The 15,733-nt window shown below is 71.6% G+C and carries 17 protein-coding genes and 1 pseudogene; 6 read left to right on the plus strand and 12 right to left on the minus strand.

The features are described 5' to 3' along the window. Positions 1 to 29: 29 nt before the first annotated feature. A complete protein-coding gene (locus tag G3I60_RS14070) occupies positions 30 to 755 on the minus strand; it encodes a hypothetical protein (RefSeq protein WP_164295276.1) in 726 nt (241 codons plus the stop codon). A 277-nt stretch (positions 756 to 1,032) separates the two neighbouring features. Between G3I60_RS14070 and G3I60_RS14075 the strand changes: the two genes are divergently transcribed. Genes G3I60_RS14075 through G3I60_RS14085 form a run of 3 tightly spaced genes read left to right on the plus strand, consistent with a single transcriptional unit; the run spans position 1,033 to position 4,067 of the window. Beyond that, positions 1,033 to 2,346 (plus strand): CBS domain-containing protein, encoded by a 1,314-nt coding sequence (locus tag G3I60_RS14075; protein WP_138350996.1) that lies wholly within the window; start codon positions 1,033 to 1,035, stop codon positions 2,344 to 2,346. Beyond that, the gene (locus G3I60_RS14080; RefSeq protein ID WP_138350997.1) at positions 2,336 to 2,890 is read left to right on the plus strand and encodes a DUF1003 domain-containing protein; all 555 of its coding nucleotides are present in this window, start codon (positions 2,336 to 2,338) and stop codon (positions 2,888 to 2,890) included. Before G3I60_RS14075 ends, G3I60_RS14080 begins: the two co-directional genes overlap by 11 nt. 19 nt (positions 2,891 to 2,909) lie before the next feature. Beyond that, the gene (locus tag G3I60_RS14085) at positions 2,910 to 4,067 is read left to right on the plus strand and encodes an Mrp/NBP35 family ATP-binding protein (RefSeq protein WP_138350998.1); all 1,158 of its coding nucleotides are present in this window, start codon (positions 2,910 to 2,912) and stop codon (positions 4,065 to 4,067) included. A 55-nt stretch (positions 4,068 to 4,122) separates the two neighbouring features. Here the strand turns inward: G3I60_RS14085 and G3I60_RS14090 are convergent, their stop codons facing one another. From G3I60_RS14090 to sigE, 5 genes and pseudogenes are all read right to left on the minus strand, one after another. After that, positions 4,123 to 4,737 carry a hypothetical protein gene (locus tag G3I60_RS14090; protein WP_138350999.1) on the minus strand — a complete coding sequence of 205 codons (615 nt, stop codon included), beginning with the start codon at positions 4,735 to 4,737 and terminating at the stop codon, positions 4,123 to 4,125. A 144-nt stretch (positions 4,738 to 4,881) separates the two neighbouring features. Further along, the gene (locus tag G3I60_RS14095; protein WP_138351000.1) at positions 4,882 to 5,328 is read right to left on the minus strand and encodes a sec-independent translocase; all 447 of its coding nucleotides are present in this window, start codon (positions 5,326 to 5,328) and stop codon (positions 4,882 to 4,884) included. Between the two features lie 122 nt (positions 5,329 to 5,450). Beyond that, positions 5,451 to 6,557: pseudogene (locus tag G3I60_RS14100) on the minus strand (S1C family serine protease); the annotation flags it as partial. Positions 6,558 to 6,816: 259 nt separating this feature from the next. Continuing rightward, entirely contained in the window at positions 6,817 to 7,608 is a 792-nt protein-coding gene (locus G3I60_RS14105; protein ID WP_164295278.1) for a zf-HC2 domain-containing protein, read from the minus strand. Further along, a complete protein-coding gene (gene sigE / locus G3I60_RS14110; RefSeq protein WP_187145001.1) occupies positions 7,605 to 8,366 on the minus strand; it encodes an RNA polymerase sigma factor SigE in 762 nt (253 codons plus the stop codon). The genes G3I60_RS14105 and sigE overlap by 4 nt, the downstream gene beginning before the upstream one ends. 224 nt (positions 8,367 to 8,590) lie before the next feature. Here sigE and G3I60_RS14115 point away from each other — a divergent pair, with 224 nt between their 5' ends. Further along, a complete protein-coding gene (locus tag G3I60_RS14115) occupies positions 8,591 to 9,229 on the plus strand; it encodes an O-methyltransferase (protein ID WP_244809857.1) in 639 nt (212 codons plus the stop codon). Between the two features lie 88 nt (positions 9,230 to 9,317). Here G3I60_RS14115 and G3I60_RS14120 read toward each other — a convergent pair whose 3' ends face one another. After that, positions 9,318 to 9,485: a DUF3117 domain-containing protein gene (locus G3I60_RS14120; protein ID WP_069464762.1), complete on the minus strand. Its 168-nt coding sequence runs from the start codon at positions 9,483 to 9,485 to the stop codon at positions 9,318 to 9,320. A gap of 279 nt (positions 9,486 to 9,764) precedes the next feature. Here G3I60_RS14120 and G3I60_RS14125 point away from each other — a divergent pair, with 279 nt between their 5' ends. Next, positions 9,765 to 10,565, plus strand: coding sequence for an enoyl-CoA hydratase/isomerase family protein (locus tag G3I60_RS14125; protein ID WP_164295279.1), 801 nt, complete (start codon positions 9,765 to 9,767; stop codon positions 10,563 to 10,565). A 13-nt stretch (positions 10,566 to 10,578) separates the two neighbouring features. Here G3I60_RS14125 and G3I60_RS14130 read toward each other — a convergent pair whose 3' ends face one another. After that, positions 10,579 to 11,169, minus strand: coding sequence for a DNA-3-methyladenine glycosylase I (locus tag G3I60_RS14130; protein WP_164295280.1), 591 nt, complete (start codon positions 11,167 to 11,169; stop codon positions 10,579 to 10,581). Next, entirely contained in the window at positions 11,162 to 11,590 is a 429-nt protein-coding gene (locus G3I60_RS14135) for a cell division protein DivIVA (RefSeq protein ID WP_239069817.1), read from the minus strand. Before G3I60_RS14135 ends, G3I60_RS14130 begins: the two co-directional genes overlap by 8 nt. 134 nt (positions 11,591 to 11,724) lie before the next feature. Here G3I60_RS14135 and folP point away from each other — a divergent pair, with 134 nt between their 5' ends. Next, positions 11,725 to 12,585, plus strand: coding sequence for a dihydropteroate synthase (gene folP / locus G3I60_RS14140; protein ID WP_138351007.1), 861 nt, complete (start codon positions 11,725 to 11,727; stop codon positions 12,583 to 12,585). 10 nt (positions 12,586 to 12,595) lie between these two features. Here folP and G3I60_RS14145 read toward each other — a convergent pair whose 3' ends face one another. From G3I60_RS14145 to dapE, 3 genes are all read right to left on the minus strand, one after another. Beyond that, positions 12,596 to 13,411 carry a TIGR00730 family Rossman fold protein gene (locus G3I60_RS14145; protein ID WP_138351008.1) on the minus strand — a complete coding sequence of 272 codons (816 nt, stop codon included), beginning with the start codon at positions 13,409 to 13,411 and terminating at the stop codon, positions 12,596 to 12,598. A gap of 19 nt (positions 13,412 to 13,430) precedes the next feature. Beyond that, positions 13,431 to 14,510, minus strand: coding sequence for an esterase family protein (locus G3I60_RS14150; RefSeq protein ID WP_164295281.1), 1,080 nt, complete (start codon positions 14,508 to 14,510; stop codon positions 13,431 to 13,433). A 116-nt stretch (positions 14,511 to 14,626) separates the two neighbouring features. Then, a complete protein-coding gene (dapE, locus tag G3I60_RS14155) occupies positions 14,627 to 15,697 on the minus strand; it encodes a succinyl-diaminopimelate desuccinylase (protein ID WP_138351010.1) in 1,071 nt (356 codons plus the stop codon). Positions 15,698 to 15,733: the final 36 nt, after the last annotated feature.

The following is a 15,733-nucleotide window of genomic DNA, read 5'->3' on the forward strand; positions in this document are numbered from 1 at the left end:
GGTAGCCAGACCGTACGGCCGGGGCGGCGTCAGCCGCCCGAGGTGCCTGTCACGGACTTGCCGTAGTCGACGACATGGGCGGCGTCCGGCGCCGCGAGGGCGAAGTCCTTGCCCCAGTCGGCGAGCGTGAGGGTGCCGGAGCCGCCCGCGCGCTCGTACCGCAGCGGGTAGGGGCTGCCCTCCAGGGAGACGTCGAGGGTGCCGCCTCCGCCGCCGTCCGCGGCGAGGGCGATGGTGCGGGTGCCGTTGACCTTGCGGTGGTCGCCGGTGGACAGCTCGCCGTTGAGCGCGAAGAGCGCGTCGAGCAGCACCTTCTTGTCCGTGAAGCCACTGAACTGCTGGTAGGCGGGGTCACCCGCCGGCACCTTGACGTACTTGTCCTTCAGCTTCGCCGCGGCGGCCTGGCTGTTCTTGTCGGAGCCGGCGTCACCGTAGAAGTCGGCGCCCGCCTTCAGATACAGGTCGTCGTCGACCCGCAGCAGCTGGAACGTGCTGCTCTGCGTCGAGACGTCGCCGACGCCGCCGTTGCCGCGCAGCCGCATGTCGAGCTTGTACGTCTTCCCCTTGCTGACCACGGTGCCGGACAGCCGGACGGTCTGTGCCGCGGCGGCGGCGTCGCGGGCCCGCTGCTCGATCGTCTTGGGGGGCAGTTTGGCGACCCCGTTGGTCCCGGCGTCCGGGTCGCCGCAGCCGGCGAGGGTCAGTCCGGCGCACAGCGCCCCGACGAGAACAACGGATCGGCGGCCGGGAAACACGTGTTCTCTTCCTCCAGCGGCAGGGGAACGGTGGTGGGGAGACCCGAAGCTACCGCAGCGTACAGCTCCCTGCCGAGACCCGGACCGCACCATTCCACGGGCGACCTGGAGCCTGTGGCCTGCCCAGGGCCTGCCCGGTGCCTGCCCGGTGCCTGCCCGGGGTCGCCCGCCGCCTCCCGCCGCCGCCCCGCGGAGCAGCACCGTGCGGCAGCCAAGATCCGAGCGGGTTAGCCTGACAGCGACGAACCGTGACCCGCACGACGCCAGGAGGCACCGCATGGCCGCAGGTGCCCCGCGCGTGTTCATCTCCCACATCTCCGGTGTCGCGGTCTTCGACCCGGGCGGCGACCAGGTCGGCCGGGTCCGGGACCTTGTCGTCATGCTGCGGGTCGGCGGGAAGCCGCCGCGGGTGCTCGGGCTGGTCGTCGAGGTGGTCAGCCGGCGGCGGATCTTCCTGCCGATGACCCGGGTGACCGGCGTCGAGTCCGGCCAGGTGATCACCACCGGCGTCGTCAACATGCGGCGCTTCGAGCAGCGGCCGACCGAGACCCTGGTCCTCGGCGAACTGCTCGACCGGCGGGTCAGGATCGTCGCGACCGGCGAGGAGGTGACGGTGCTGGACATCTCGATGGTGCAGCTGCCGGCCCGCCGCGACTGGGAGATCGACAAGGTCTTCGTCCGCCGGGGCAAGGGCGGTGCGCTGCGCAGGCGCGGCGAGACGCTGACCCTGGACTGGTCCGCCGTGACCGGCTTCTCCCTGGAGGAGCACGGACAGGGCGCCGAGAACCTGCTCGCCACGTTCGAGCGGCTGCGCCCCGCCGACCTCGCGAACGTGCTGCACCACCTGTCGCCCAAGCGCCGCGGCGAGGTCGCCGCCGCCCTGGACGACGACCGGCTCGCCGACGTCCTGGAGGAGCTGCCGGACGACGACCAGGTGGAGATCCTCGGCAAGCTCAAGGAGGAGCGCGCGGCCGACGTCCTGGAGGCGATGGACCCGGACGACGCGGCCGACCTGCTCTCCGAGCTGCCCGAGGTCGACCAGGAGCGCCTGCTCACGCTGATGCAGCCGCAGGACGCGGCCGATGTGCGCCGGCTGCTCTCCTACGAGGAGCGCACGGCCGGCGGCCTGATGACCACCGAGCCCATCGTGCTGCGGCCCGACGCGACGATCGCGGACGCGCTCGCCCGGGTCCGCAACCCCGACCTGTCCCCCGCGCTCGCCGCCCAGGTCTATGTCTGCCGGCCGCCCGACGAGACCCCGACCGGCAAGTACCTGGGCCTGGTGCACTTCCAGCGGCTGCTGCGCGACCCGCCCTTCACCCTGGTCGGCTCCATCGTCGACACCGACCTGCTGCCGCTGCCGCCCGGCACCCCGCTGTCCGCGGTGACCAGCTACCTCGCCACGTACAACCTGATCTCGGCGCCCGTCGTGGACGAGAGCGGATCGCTGCTCGGCGCGGTGACGGTCGACGACGTGCTGGACCACCTGCTGCCCGACGACTGGCGCGAGACCGAGCTGCACGGCGCGGCCGGCGCGTACCACGTCGGTGAGGCCCGCCCGGACGAGAACAGGCCCGCCGATGCCCGCTGACGTGGAGCGCGAGCGCGCGAAGACACCGGGCGGCTCCACCGCCGCGCCGCGGCACCGGGTCCGCCTGGACCAGCCCCGCCCGACCCGGCGGCGGCTGCTGCCGGCCTACGACCCGGAGGAGTTCGGCCGGTTCTCGGAGCGGATCGCGCGCTTCCTGGGCACCGGGCGCTTCATCGTCTGGATGACGGTCCTCATCATCCTGTGGGTGCTGTGGAACGTCTTCGCTCCGGACTCGATGCGCTGGGACCAGTACCCCTTCATCTTCCTGACCCTGATGCTCTCGCTCCAGGCGTCGTACGCGGCCCCGCTGATCCTGCTCGCGCAGAACCGGCAGGACGACCGGGACCGCGTCACCCACGAGCAGGACCGCAAACAGAACGAGCGCAGCATCGCCGACACCGAATACCTGACGCGGGAGGTGGCGTCGCTGCGGATGAACCTCGGGGAGGTCGCCACCCGCGACTGGATCCGTTCCGAGCTCCAGGATCTGCTGAAGGAACTGGAAGAGCGGCGTGACGAAGGCGACGCCGGAACCGACCGGTGAGCGCCGTACCATCGACCGTATGGCTACCGACATTCACGGATCCGCTCCGACCGCCGACGCCGTGCGCGCGGCGCTCGCGACGGTGAACGACCCGGAGATCCACAAGCCGATCACTGATCTCGGCATGGTCAAATCCGTGGACATCGCGGACGACGGCACCGTGAAGGTCGCCGTCTATCTGACGGTGTCGGGCTGCCCGATGCGCGAGACGATCACCACGAATGTCACCACGGCCGTCGAAGGGGTACCGGGCGTCACCGGTGTCACCGTCGAGCTGGACGTCATGAGCGACGAGCAGCGCAAGGAGCTCGCCGGCAATCTGCGCGGCGGCACCGCCGAGCGCGAGGTGCCCTTCGCCCAGCCCGGCTCGCTGACCCGGGTCTACGCGGTCGCCTCCGGCAAGGGCGGCGTCGGCAAGTCCTCGGTGACGGTGAACCTGGCGGCGGCGATGGCCGCCGACGGCCTCAAGGTCGGCGTCGTGGACGCGGACATCTACGGCCACTCGGTACCGCGCATGCTCGGTGTCGAGGGCCGGCCGACGCAGGTCGAGAACATGATCATGCCGCCGTCGTCGCACGGGGTGAAGGTCATCTCGATCGGCATGTTCACCCCGGGCAACGCGCCCGTGGTGTGGCGCGGCCCGATGCTGCACCGCGCGCTGCAGCAGTTCCTCGCCGATGTGTACTGGGGCGACCTGGACGTCCTGCTGCTGGACCTGCCGCCGGGCACCGGCGACATCGCGATCTCCGTCGCGCAGCTCGTCCCGAACGCTGAGATCCTCGTGGTGACGACGCCTCAGCAGGCGGCCGCCGAGGTCGCGGAGCGCGCCGGGTCCATCGCGGTGCAGACCCACCAGAAGATCGTCGGCGTCGTGGAGAACATGTCCGGGATGCCGTGCCCGCACTGCGACGAGATCGTCGACGTCTTCGGCAGCGGCGGCGGCGAGCGGGTCGCCGAGGGCCTGACCAGGACCACGGGCGCGACGGTGCCGGTGCTGGGCCAGATCCCGATCGACGTACGGCTGCGCGAGGGCGGCGACGACGGCCGCCCGGTCGTCCTGAGCCACCCGGACTCCGCCGCGGCGCTCGCCCTCAAGGCGATCGCCGGCAAGCTCGGCGGTCGGGCCCGCGGCCTGGCGGGTATGTCGCTGGGGATCACCCCGCGGAACAAGTTCTGAGTTCATGACGGTGCCCCCGGCCGCAGTGCGGTCGGGGGCACCGTCATGCCGGCCGTCAGCCGTCGTACGAGGTGATGTCCTTCACCACGGCCAGTCCCAGCCCGTACGCGCTCATGCCGCGCCCGTACGCGCCCAGATGGGCGCCGCGCGCGGAGCCCGCCAGGACCCAGCCGTACGCGGACTCCCGGTAGTGGAACGTGGTGGGCTCGCCGTCCACCGGGAGCGTCAGGGTCGACCAGTGGGGGCCGGCCAGATCGTCGGCGAGGTCCCAGGCGGTCGCGATCTGCTGGTCGAGCCAGTCCTGGCGCAGTGCGCGTTCCATATGGCTGGGCCAGGTGCAGGACAGCAGGCCGGAGCCCGCCAGCCAGGCCGCCGAGGACACCGAGGTGGCCTCCAGTACGCCGGTGCCGTCCGAGCTGCGCCGGCCGGGACGCCGGGCGACCGTCACGACCACGGCGAACCGCTGGGCCTGGGGGTCGGTGGTCTCCGCCTTGATGGACGGTTCGTCGCCATGCCCTATCGAGCCGTGCTCCACGGTTCCGTCCGCGCTGGTGCCGACCGCGGTCAGCCAGCGGCGTCCGGTGAACGCCTCGTCCAGCCCGTACCACGGGAAGTCGGCCATCAAGTAGCCGTCGACCGCTCGATCCGCTGTGCCGGTCTTCGTCTCCATCGGGGTGGCGCCTCCTCCATGCCCTTTTGGGCTCCGCCATCTTGCCGGACCGGAGCCGGGCCCGGAGGCCAAAACGGCGCACGGTGATGGCGGACACATGGAGAATAGCCACCCCAAGGGGTGGAACGGGACAAACGGGTTGACTCAGGTCGCGTCGGAATCGAACGGCGGGGGCTCGTCCTTGTCCAGCGTCTCGCGCTTGCGGAGCCGGTCCGGGGTGCTCGTGGCGGCACCCGCGGCGCCGGCGGCGGCCGCGGCCGTGGTGTCGGTGCCGTTCACGGCATCCGTGACCTCGGCCATCTCCTTGCGGAAGTCGAAACCGTTGCGCAGATCCTGCAGACCGAGCTCTTCGTTCTCCAGGATGTTCTTGCGGATGTACGTCTTGGGGTTCAGGTCCTCGAACTCGAAGTCCTTGAACTCGGGCCCCAGCTCCTTGCGGATGTCCTCCTTGGCGCTGTCCGAGAAGGCCCGCACCTTTCGGATGAACGACATCGTGTCCTGGATGACCTTCGGCAGCTTGTCCGGGCCGAAGACGAGCACCGCAAGGATGACAAGCGCGATCATCTCCATCGGGCCTATGTCGAAGAACACCTTGCAGCTCCTTGGGACGTCCACAGCCGGGTGGGCAGGGTCCGGGTCGACTTACCGTACCTGGCCGCGCGGGCAGCGCGGGAGTGGCTTGGGCCAACACTACGTCGACACCGGGTAAAGGGTCAGCCCCCGGTGGCCGAACCCAAGATCAGCTCGACCGTACGCTCCGTTCCGGCGCGCACCAGGGTGAGTGTGAGGTGGTCACCCGGTCGGTGGCTGCGGATCTTGACGATCAGCTCCTCGCCGCGGTGCACCCGCTCGCCGTCGACCGCCGTGATGACATCACCGGCCTCGATGCCGGCCTGGTCGCCGGGACCGCCGGGGGTCACCGCGGTGGTGCCCGCCTTGCCGCCGACCCGGGCGCCGTCCCCCTCGTAGGTCATGTCGACGGTCACCCCGATCACCGGGTGGGTGGCCTTGCCGGTGTTGATCAGCTCCTCTGCGACCCGTTTCGCCTGGTTGGCCGGGATGGCGAAGCCGAGGCCGATGCTGCCGCCCTGGCCGCCGGCCGGGCCGCCGTCGTCGGCCGCCCGGATCGCGCTGTTGATCCCGATCACCCTCCCCTGCCCGTCGACGAGCGGGCCGCCGGAGTTGCCGGGGTTGATCGGTGCGTCGGTCTGCAGCGCGTCCACATAGCTGACGTCGGTGCCGTCGGTGGCGCCGCCGGCGGTGATCGGCCTGCGGGTGGCGCTGATGATGCCCGCGGTGACGGTGCCTTCGAGGCCGTACGGGGCGCCGATGGCGACCACCGGATCGCCGACCCGCACCGAATCGGAGTTGCCGAGGGTGAGCGGCCGCAGCCCGGACACCCCGCTGACCTCGATGACGGCGAGGTCGTAGCCGCTGTCCACCCCGACCACCTTCGCCTTGCTCAGCTGGCCGCCGTTGAAGGTGACCTGGATGTCGGCACCCTTGCCGGCGGCGCCGACCACATGGTTGTTGGTGAGGATGTGGCCCTTGGCGTCCAGCACGAACCCGGTGCCGGTGTCCTCGCCCGCGGCGCCCTTCACATGGATGTAGACGACGCCCGGCAGGGTCCTGGCCGCGATCCCCGCGACGCTGTCGCTCGCCCGGTCGGCGCTGCCCTCGGAGACCTGGGGCAGTGTCACCTGATCGCCGTCCTGGGCACTGTGCCGTTCGGCGTAGACGCCGGCCGCTCCGCCGATCCCGCCGGCGAGCAGCGCCACCAACGCGGCGCCCGCGATCAGCGGGGCCGCCCGTCCGCGACGGGGGCGGGCCGGGGTGCCGGGACCGTGCCAGGGAGCGGGCTCAGCGGCACCGCCGGACATGCGGTTGAGCAGGTACGGGTCGGGGAACGCCTCGTCCGGGGCGGGTCCTGCCGCCTCCGCGCCGCCCGCGCCGGGCACCGGGCCCGACGGGCGACTCCACCACTGCGGCCGGTCCGCCTCATCGCTCATTCTTCGAGCCTGCGGGCGGTATGCGGAAGTCCGCAAGTGCCACACGGCCGGATGGCCTCAGCCGTGCGGGTCAGCGGTGTACGGCAGGTCCTGGAGTGGCCGCCGGGGTCAGCGAGGCGGTCGGTGCGGGCTTGGTGACCGGCACGGACGCCATCAGCGGACGGGTCACCGAGGCCGGCGTGGCGCCCGCCAGCGGGGGATGCCGCAGATAGCGGTCCTCCGCCGAGTCCACCAGGTCGTTGCGGAGCGGTTTGAGGTCGGAGACCGAGTTGACGCCGCTGAGCGGGGCGACCGCGGGGCCCTGTTCCTCGGGGCGCGGGGCGCCGCTGTCGATCGCCGCGTCCATCGGGAGCGCACCGCCGAGCGCGATGGCCGCCATCGAGAACGCGCCGGCCGCCGCGAAGGCGAACCGCCGGCCACGCGAGGCCGAACCGGGCGAGGACGCCGAACGCTCGACCTCATGGATCCGGAAACCGCGGGACCGCACATCGGTCGGTGCGGCGAGATCGGGGCCAGGGGACAGGAAGGAGAACTCCTCCGCCGCGCTCTGCCCGAACACATCAGCACTGAAGAGGCCGCCGTCGAACGGGCCTCTTCCCTCGTCGTCGCCACCGCCCGGCAGTCCCTGGAGCCGGGCCAGCAGGCCCGCGGACAGGGTCGGCGGCGCCGTGGTCGCCACGACGTTCTTCAGCCGGCGCTGCTCATCGGCGGCTGTCTTGCACTGGGGACACGTCACCAGATGCGCGAGCACCCGGTCCCGGGTGTCATCGGGCAACTCGCCGTCGACGAACGCGGCGAGCCGATCGCCGAGATGCTGCTCGGCAGATGCGACGTGTTGCCGGCCGGTACCGCTACTGCTCACGCTCTCCCGCCCTCCAGGCCCGGTTTCGGTACGGCGGCGGCCAGCGCACGGCCCGGTCGGGCCGCGGGGGAACGGTGCTCAAGAGCCTTGCGCAGGTGGGAACGGCCGCGGTGGATCCGGCTCCGGACCGTGCCGAGCTTCACGCCGAGGGTGGCGGCGATCTCCTCGTACGACAGCCCCTCGATGTCACAGAGCACGACGGCGGCGCGGAACTCCGGCGCGAGGGTGTCCAGCGCCTGCTGGACGTCCGCGTCGAAGTGCGTGTCGTTGAAGTGCTGTGCGGGGGACGGCTCACGGCTCGGGAGCCGCTCCGCCGCGTCGTCGCCGAGCGCGTCGAACCTGATCCGCTGACGTCTCCGCACCATGTCCAGGAAGAGATTGGTGGTGATGCGGTGCAGCCAGCCCTCGAAGGTGCCGGGCGTGTACGTGGACAGGGAACGGAAGACACGGACGAAGACTTCTTGTGTGAGGTCCTCGGCATCGTGCTGGTTGCCCGTCAGGCGGTACGCCAGGCGGTAGACGCGGGCACTGTGCGTGCTGACGATCTCCTCCCAGGAAGGAGGCGTCCACGCCTGGTTCTCCCCGTCGGTGGCGAAAGTCGCGTTGGCGGGTACGTCGTTGCGTGAACGGTCAGCAGTGTTGGTCACGGATTTCGGCTGTCCGGAAGACCTGAGAATATGCCGGAGCACTCCCCGATCACCGGCCGCAGCCGCACCTCCCCTGTCGGCTCTGGTGGTCTCCAGTAGAGCCACTACCATATCCACCTCGCCCGTTAGCTCCGGATAAGTGCGCTGTCTCGCCGGGGACCTGGTCGGGGCGGCTGCGCGGAGGCACTTCCCGCGTACCGCACGTTCTCGGTCCCGCCCTACTAACGCGCAGTCCCATCAGCAGGTTCCCGGCTCGGGGGTCCCACCCAGCGGTAGCTGGGGGAGGATACAGTCGCCGGGCGGGCCGCAACACCGACGGGGACAGGGAGAGGGCCATTACCGGCAACCGGCAGGCGAGCTGGGCGTTCGCCGACGCCTTCGTCGCCGAAGACGACGCGCTGATACGAGCCCGGCGGCGCGCCCACGAGTCCGGTCTGCGCCCTGTGTCCCCCGGAACCGGCGCGACGCTGCGGCTGCTCGCCGCCGCCTCCGACGCCAAGGCCGTCGTCGAGATCGGCACCGGCACCGGTGTGTCCGGCATCCATCTGCTGCTCGGGATGCGGCCGGACGGCGTGCTGACCACCGTCGATTCGGAACCCGACCGCCAGCAACTGGCCCGCGAGGCCTACCGGGACGCCGGCTTCGCCGCCAACCGCGCCCGGTTCATCCCCGGCCGCGCTCTGGAGGTCCTGCCGCGGCTGGCGGACGGCGGGTACGACCTCGTCTTCTGCGACGGGGACCGTCTCGAGTACCTGGACTACCTCGGCGAATCGTTGCGCCTGCTGCGTCCGGGCGGGCTGGTCTGCTTCGAGGGGACCTTCGCCCAGGGCCGCACGCTCGACGCGGCCCATCAGGACACCGAGGCCGTGCGGCTGCGCGAGCTGATGCGCGCGGTCCGCGAGAGCAAGGCGTTCGCGCCCGTCCTGCTGCCCACCGACGACGGGCTGCTCTGCGCGGTCCGCCGGGGCCCGTAGCCGGGTCCCGGACACGGCAGCGGCCCCGGTTCCGGACCTGGAACGGTCAGGAATCGGGGCCGTGACGTTTATTGGGAACGCGCTCGTGTCAGGCGATGGCCTTCTTCAGCGCGTCGCCGAGGGCATCCGCCTCGTCAGGAGTCAGCTCGACAACAAGCCGTCCGCCGCCCTCGAGCGGAACGCGCATGATGATGCTCCGCCCCTCCTTGGTGACCTCGAGCGGGCCATCACCCGTCCGCGGCTTCATGGCCGCCATGCTCGTTCCCCTTCCTGAAACCAGCTCGGACTCGAACACATTGGTTCTCGACCATTATCCCGCATGTGCCGACCCGATGACCAACATCGGTTCCCATCCGTTCGAGAAACCCCTCCCACAAAACCGGCCAATTCGGTGATGAGACTGCGATACTTCGCCGCCGCACTCCCGTTCCGTGCCGCATTCGCCCCGTTGAATGTTTGACGTACGTCACATGTTCGCCTGTGGCGATGTCCGGCATGCTGGCCAGGACCGGAGCCGCGACGAAGGGGATCATCCATGTCCGACAGCGTGCTGTACGAGGTGAGCGACGGGCTCGCGACCATCACCTTGAACCGTCCCGATGCCATGAACGCCCTGAACGTCGAGACCAAGGTCGCGCTCCGCGAGGCCGTCCGGGGCGCGGCGGCGGATTCCCAGGTCAGGGCCGTTCTGCTGACCGGAACCGGGCGCGCCTTCTGCGTCGGCCAGGACCTCAAGGAGCATGTCGGCCTGCTGATGGAGGACCGCGAGTCCGGCACGGGCGCCACGATGTCGACGGTCCGGGAGCACTACAACCCCATCGTCACCGCCCTCGCGACGATGCCGAAGCCGGTGGTCGCGGGAATCAACGGGGTCGCCGCGGGCGCCGGAGCGGGTCTGGCGTTCGCCTCGGACTACCGGGTGGTCGCCGACACGGCGAGTTTCAACACGTCCTTCGCGGGGGTGGCACTGACCGCAGACTCGGGCGCGTCGTGGACCCTCCCCCGGCTGATCGGCCACGGCCGCGCCGCCGATCTGCTGCTCTTCCCCCGCAAGGTGACCGCCCAGGAGGCCCTGGAGCTCGGTATCGCCAACAAGGTCGTCCCGGCCGCGGACCTGGCCGCTGAGGCCCTGGCGGTGGCACGGAGCCTCGCGGCGGGGCCGACGGTGGCCTACGCGGCGATCAAGGCGTCGCTGGCGTACGGGACGGACCACTCGCTCCTGGAGACGCTGGAGAAGGAGGACGAGCTCCAGACCATCGCGGGCGCGTCGGAGGACCACCGGATCGCCGTGGAGGCGTTCCTCAAGAAGGAGCCGCCGCGCTACCTGGGCCGGTAGCGGCGCAACAGGTCTACGACCTGGTGGTCCGCACGTGGCAGCCGGCCAGGTGGTCGTCGACCAGGCCGCAGGCCTGCATCATCGCGTAGGCCGTGGTCGGCCCGACGAAGCGGAAGCCCTGCTTCTTGAGGTCCTTGGCCAGCGCCACCGACTCGGGCGTGGTCGCCGGTACGTCGTCGAGCGTGCGCGGCACCGGCCGGCCCGCCGGGTCCGGCGCGTGCGACCAGATGAGCTCGTCGAGGCCGCCGGCGCCCAGCCCGGCGGCCACGTGGGCGTTGGCGAGGGACGCGTCGATCTTGGCGCGGTTGCGGATGATGCCGGGGTCGGCGAGCAGCCTTTCCCGGTCCTCGTCGGTGAACGCCGCGACCGCCTTGATGGAGAAGTCCGCGAAGGCGGCGCGGAAGCCCTCGCGGCGGCGCAGGATCGTGATCCAGGAGAGCCCGGACTGGAACGCCTCCAGGCACAGCCGCTCGTAGAGCGCGTCGTCGCCGTGCACCGGACGGCCCCACTCGCCGTCGTGGTACGCCACGTACTCCGGCGCCGACAGCCCCCAGGGGCAGCGGGCCAGGCCGTCCTCGCCGGTGACCGTGCCGCGCTCACTCATGGGGGCGGTCCTCCGGGTCCTTGCGCAGCGAGGGCGGGGTGTCCGACGGTGCGTCCGGCCGCATGGGCGGCTGGTCGAGGACCGACAGCGAGAGCGGCGGGTCCAGCAGTGCCGGCGTGCCCAGGGCGGTCGCCTGGGCGCCGGCCAGGGCCGACTCCAGGTCCGCGATGCGCGCGTCCCGCTCGGCCAGCTCCGCCGCGAGGCGGTCCAGCACCTCGTCCGCGTCGAGCATCCGGTAGCCGCGTACGGCCACCGGCAGCCGCAGCCCGTCGATGTCGGCGCGGACCAGCGGGCGGTCGGCGGGCAGCCGGTCGTCGATCCGGTCCGGGTCCGCGTCGCGGAGCGGGCCGCCGTCGCCGAGTACGGCCAGTGCCACTGCGGCGACCACCGCGACCAGCGCGATGAGCATGAACCAGAACAAGACCGTCTCCCGGGGCCGCGCGATGTGTTTGCACGATGGTGCCATGTCCGGCCCCCGCCGGACCCTCCTGTGGGGAGCCGGCACCCTCCTGCGGCTATCGTCGCCGGTGGGCGATCTACAGGAGGCACACGCAAATGCTGCGGCTGGGCACGCGGGAGTTCGGCGACGACGAGCTGGTCATCATGGCGATCGTGAACCGGACACCCGATTCGTTCTACGACCAGGGCGCCACGTTCAGCGATGAACCGGCCCTGCTGCGCGTGGAACGGGCGGTGTCCGAGGGCGCCGCGATCATCGACATCGGCGGGGTCAAGGCCGGTCCCGGAGAGGACGTCTCGGCCGAGGAGGAGATCCGCCGCACGGTCGCCTTCGTCGCAGAGGTCCGCCGGCGGCACCCGGACGTCGTGATCAGCGTCGACACCTGGCGGCACGAGGTGGGCGAGGCGGCCTGCGAGGCGGGCGCCGATCTGCTGAACGACGCCTGGGGCGGCGTCGACCCGAAGCTGGCCGAGGTCGCCGCCCGCTACGACGCCGGGCTGGTCTGCACGCACGCCGGCGGCGTCGAGCCGCGCACCCGCCCGCACCGGACCGGGTACGAGGACGTCATGGCGGACATCCTGCGGGTCACCGTGGGCCTCGCGGAGCGGGCCGTCGGGCTCGGTGTGCGGCGCGACGCCGTCCTCATCGACCCCGGGCACGACTTCGGCAAGAACACCCGGCACTCGCTGGAGGCGACCCGGCGGCTCCCGGAGATGACGGAGACCGGGTGGCCGGTGCTGGTGTCGCTGTCCAACAAGGACTTCGTGGGCGAGACGCTCGACCGCCCGGTCAAGGAACGGCTGATCGGGACGCTGGCGACCACCGCGGTCTCGGCCTGGCTCGGGGCCCGGGTGTACCGCGTCCACGAGGTCGCCGAGACCCGCCAGGTACTGGACATGGTGGCCTCCATCGCGGGCCACCGGCCGCCCGCGGTCGCCCGCCGCGGGCTGGCGTAAGGGGCGCGGCTCAGCCCTCGGTCTCCTTGGTCACCAGGGCCACGGCCTCGTCCACGTCGTCGGTCAGATGGAACAGCTCCAGATCGGCCGCGGAGGCCTTGCCGCCCTCGATCAGGGTGCCCCGGACCCAGTCGACGAGGCCGCTCCAGTACGCGGTGCCGAACAGGACGATCGGGAACCGGGTGACCTTCTTCGTCTGGACGAGGGTGATGGCCTCGAACAGCTCGTCCAGGGTGCCGAAACCGCCGGGGAGCACGACGAAGCCGCGCGCGTACTTCACGAACATCGTCTTGCGGACGAAGAAGTAGCGGAAGTTCACCCCGATGTCGACGTAGGGGTTGAGGCCCTGCTCGAAGGGCAGCTCGATGCCGAGCCCGACGGACACCCCGCCGGCCTCGCCCGCGCCCTTGTTGGCGGCCTCCATCGCACCGGGGCCGCCGCCGGTGATCACCGCGAAGCCGGCCTCGGCCAGCGCGCGGCCGATCGAGATGCCCGCCGCGTACTCCACGGAGTCGACCGGGGTGCGCGCGGAGCCGAACACGCTGACCGCGGGGCCGAGTTCGGCCAGGGCGCCGAATCCCTCGACGAACTCGGACTGGATGCGCATGACCCGCCAGGGATCGCCGTGCACCCATTCCGAGGGGCCGCGGCTGTCCAGCAACCGCTGGTCGGTGGTGCCGGCCTGTACCTGGCCGCGCCGCCGGACCACCGGCCCGGTGTGCCGTTCCGGCCAGCCCTGTCCCTGCGGAGAAGAGTGCTCGGCCGCCTCGTTGGCCGCCGCTGCCGCCTCCTGCGCGTTGCTCGTGTCCCTGCGTGCGGTACTCATGCGAGCAGCGTACGACGCATCACGGCGCGTCCGGGCTGGCCAGCGGCACAACGCGCGGAGCCTCCAGGTGGCTGCTCACCCAGGTGAGCGCGTCGGGGAACATCCGTCCCCAGGTCTTCCAGTTGTGGCCGCCGGTGTCCAGCAGCATCGGGGTGACGGTCGTCGGCGCCTGCACCGCGTGCCCGAGCCACTCGGCGAACCGCGGCGGGCTCTCGGGGTCCTGGACGCTCGACCCCACCAGGAGGTCCACGTTCGGCTTGGTGTTGTGGGCCAGCCACAGCGGTGAACGGGGGCCCTCGGCGGGGTTGTCGGGGGCCAGCGCGGCGCCCGCCACGTACCGGGAGGGGTAGTCGAGGGCGAGCCGGGCGGCGCAGTAGCCGCCGGTCGATATGCCCATCACCGCCCAGCCGCTCGGGGCGGGCAGCGTACGGAAGTTGTGCGCGACCACGTCCGGCACGTCCTGGGCGAGCCAGGTGCCGCCCTTGCCCCGGCCCGGCGCGTCGGCGCAGCCGGCCTTGGCGCCCTTGGGCGTGATCGTCGGCAGGACGAGGATGGCCGGCTCGGCCTTGCCCTCGGTGATCTGCCGCTCCATGATCTGGCCGAGCCGCATGGCGCGCAGGAAGCTGCGCGGGCTCCCGGGCAGGCCGTGCAGCACCACGATCACCGGGAAGCGGGTGTTCGCGTACTCCTTCTTGTCGTACTGCGGCGGCGTCCAGACCATGACGTCACCCGACGCGCCGGATTTGGCGCCGAGCACGTCCGCCTTGCGGAACCCCTGCGCGTACGGGGCGAACTTCACCGTCAGCTGCGCCGGTCCCGGCGGGGGCGCCTTGTGCTTCGCGGAGGTGTTCATGCTGCCGCCCCCGCTGCCGCCGCCGAGCAGGTCGTCCCAGGAGGCGTAGAAGCCGTACTGGTTGTTCACCCCGGCCATCACCACGAAGACCGCCGTCAGCTGGCACACCACGATCATCCCGACGCGGGCGGGCAGCCGGACCAGCCGGGGGCCCGGCACACGCCCCCACAGCAGCACCGCCCCCGCCACGGCCACGACGGCCGCGACGATGAGCACCACGAAGAACAGCGGACTGGTCAGTCCCATGGAACGGCCTTCTTTCCCCCCACACGATCGGTTGCATCCGATCACACCATGGTGGGAACATCACGCGGATAACGGCCCGTGCGGTTCCCACCCAGCCCCCCGCCGGGTCCTGGGCGTCAGGCGGTGAGCCAGGCCCGCAGCCGCTCCTCGGCCTCCAGGACGGCGGCCACCGACACGTTCTCCTCGCGGGTGTGGGCCAGCTTGGGATTGCCGGGACCGTAGTTGACGGCCGGGATGCCGAGGGCGGAGAAACGGGCCACGTCGGTCCAGGATTCCTTGCCGAAAGGCTCAGTTCCGATGGCCGCGACGAACGCGGCGGCGGCCGGCTGGGACAGTCCGGGCAGCGCGCCGGGCGCGCTGTCGGTGGGCACGACCTCGAATCCCTCGAAGACCTCGGTGACGTGCGCGAGCGCCTCGGCCTCGGTCTGATCGGGCGAGAACCGGTAGTTGACGATCACGGCGCACGTGTCGGGAATCACATTCCCCGCGTGCCCGCCCTCGATCATCACCGCGTTCAGGCCCTCGGGGTAGACCAGCCCGTCGATGACGACCCGGCGGGGCTCGTAGGCGGCGAGCCGGGCGAGGATCGGCGCGGCCTTGTGGATGGCGTTCTCACCGAGCCAGCTGCGCGCGGAGTGGGCGCGGCGGCCGGTGGTCTGCACCCTGACCCGCAGGGTGCCCTGGCAACCGCCGTGCACCTGGGCGTCGGTGGGCTCCAGGAGCACCGCGAAGTCGCCCGCCAGCCACTCCGGGTGGTTCTCGACGAGCCGCTTGAGGCCGTTGAACTGGGCGGCGATCTCCTCGGCGTCGTAGAAGACGAAGGTGAGGTCGCGGTTGGGCTCGGGCACGGTTGCGGCGAGGCGCAGCTGTACGGCGAGGCCGGACTTCATGTCGGTGGTGCCGCAGCCCCACAGCAGTCCGTCGGCGTCGAGCCGGGACGGCAGGTTGTCCGCGATCGGCACCGTGTCCAGGTGTCCGGCGAGCACCACCCGCTCGGCGCGGCCCAGGTTCGTCCGTGCCACGACCGCGTCCCCGTCCCGGTCCACGGTCAGGTGCGGAAGGGCGCGCAGCGCCTCCTCCACGATGTCGGCCAGCGCCTTCTCGGCGAGGCTGACAGAAGGGATGTCCACGAGCTGCGCCGTGACGGCGGCGGCATCCTGGCTGAGGTCGAGCGGGCTTGCGGTCATGCCCCCGACCCTACCGGCGGTGCCCGGAGGCCTCCC

Origin of the sequence: Streptomyces sp. SID13666, assembly GCF_010548325.1 — a bacterium.
GTDB lineage: Bacteria > Actinomycetota > Actinomycetes > Streptomycetales > Streptomycetaceae > Actinacidiphila > Actinacidiphila fildesensis.

What these genes read in the sequence shown, in the direction of transcription:
- G3I60_RS14075 (WP_138350996.1), top strand. Translation starts at nt 1,033, where the DNA reads ATGGCCGCAGGTGCCCCGCGCGTGTTCATCTCCCACATCTCCGGTGTC.
- G3I60_RS14080 (WP_138350997.1), top strand. Translation starts at nt 2,336, where the DNA reads ATGCCCGCTGACGTGGAGCGCGAGCGCGCGAAGACACCGGGCGGCTCC.
- G3I60_RS14085 (WP_138350998.1), top strand. Translation starts at nt 2,910, where the DNA reads ATGGCTACCGACATTCACGGATCCGCTCCGACCGCCGACGCCGTGCGC.
- G3I60_RS14090 (WP_138350999.1), bottom strand. Translation starts at nt 4,737, where the DNA reads ATGGAGACGAAGACCGGCACAGCGGATCGAGCGGTCGACGGCTACTTG.
- sigE (WP_187145001.1), bottom strand. Translation starts at nt 8,366, where the DNA reads ATGGTAGTGGCTCTACTGGAGACCACCAGAGCCGACAGGGGAGGTGCG.
- G3I60_RS14120 (WP_069464762.1), bottom strand. Translation starts at nt 9,485, where the DNA reads ATGGCGGCCATGAAGCCGCGGACGGGTGATGGCCCGCTCGAGGTCACC.
- G3I60_RS14125 (WP_164295279.1), top strand. Translation starts at nt 9,765, where the DNA reads ATGTCCGACAGCGTGCTGTACGAGGTGAGCGACGGGCTCGCGACCATC.
- G3I60_RS14130 (WP_164295280.1), bottom strand. Translation starts at nt 11,169, where the DNA reads ATGAGTGAGCGCGGCACGGTCACCGGCGAGGACGGCCTGGCCCGCTGC.
- folP (WP_138351007.1), top strand. Translation starts at nt 11,725, where the DNA reads ATGCTGCGGCTGGGCACGCGGGAGTTCGGCGACGACGAGCTGGTCATC.
- G3I60_RS14145 (WP_138351008.1), bottom strand. Translation starts at nt 13,411, where the DNA reads ATGAGTACCGCACGCAGGGACACGAGCAACGCGCAGGAGGCGGCAGCG.
- G3I60_RS14150 (WP_164295281.1), bottom strand. Translation starts at nt 14,510, where the DNA reads ATGGGACTGACCAGTCCGCTGTTCTTCGTGGTGCTCATCGTCGCGGCC.
- dapE (WP_138351010.1), bottom strand. Translation starts at nt 15,697, where the DNA reads ATGACCGCAAGCCCGCTCGACCTCAGCCAGGATGCCGCCGCCGTCACG.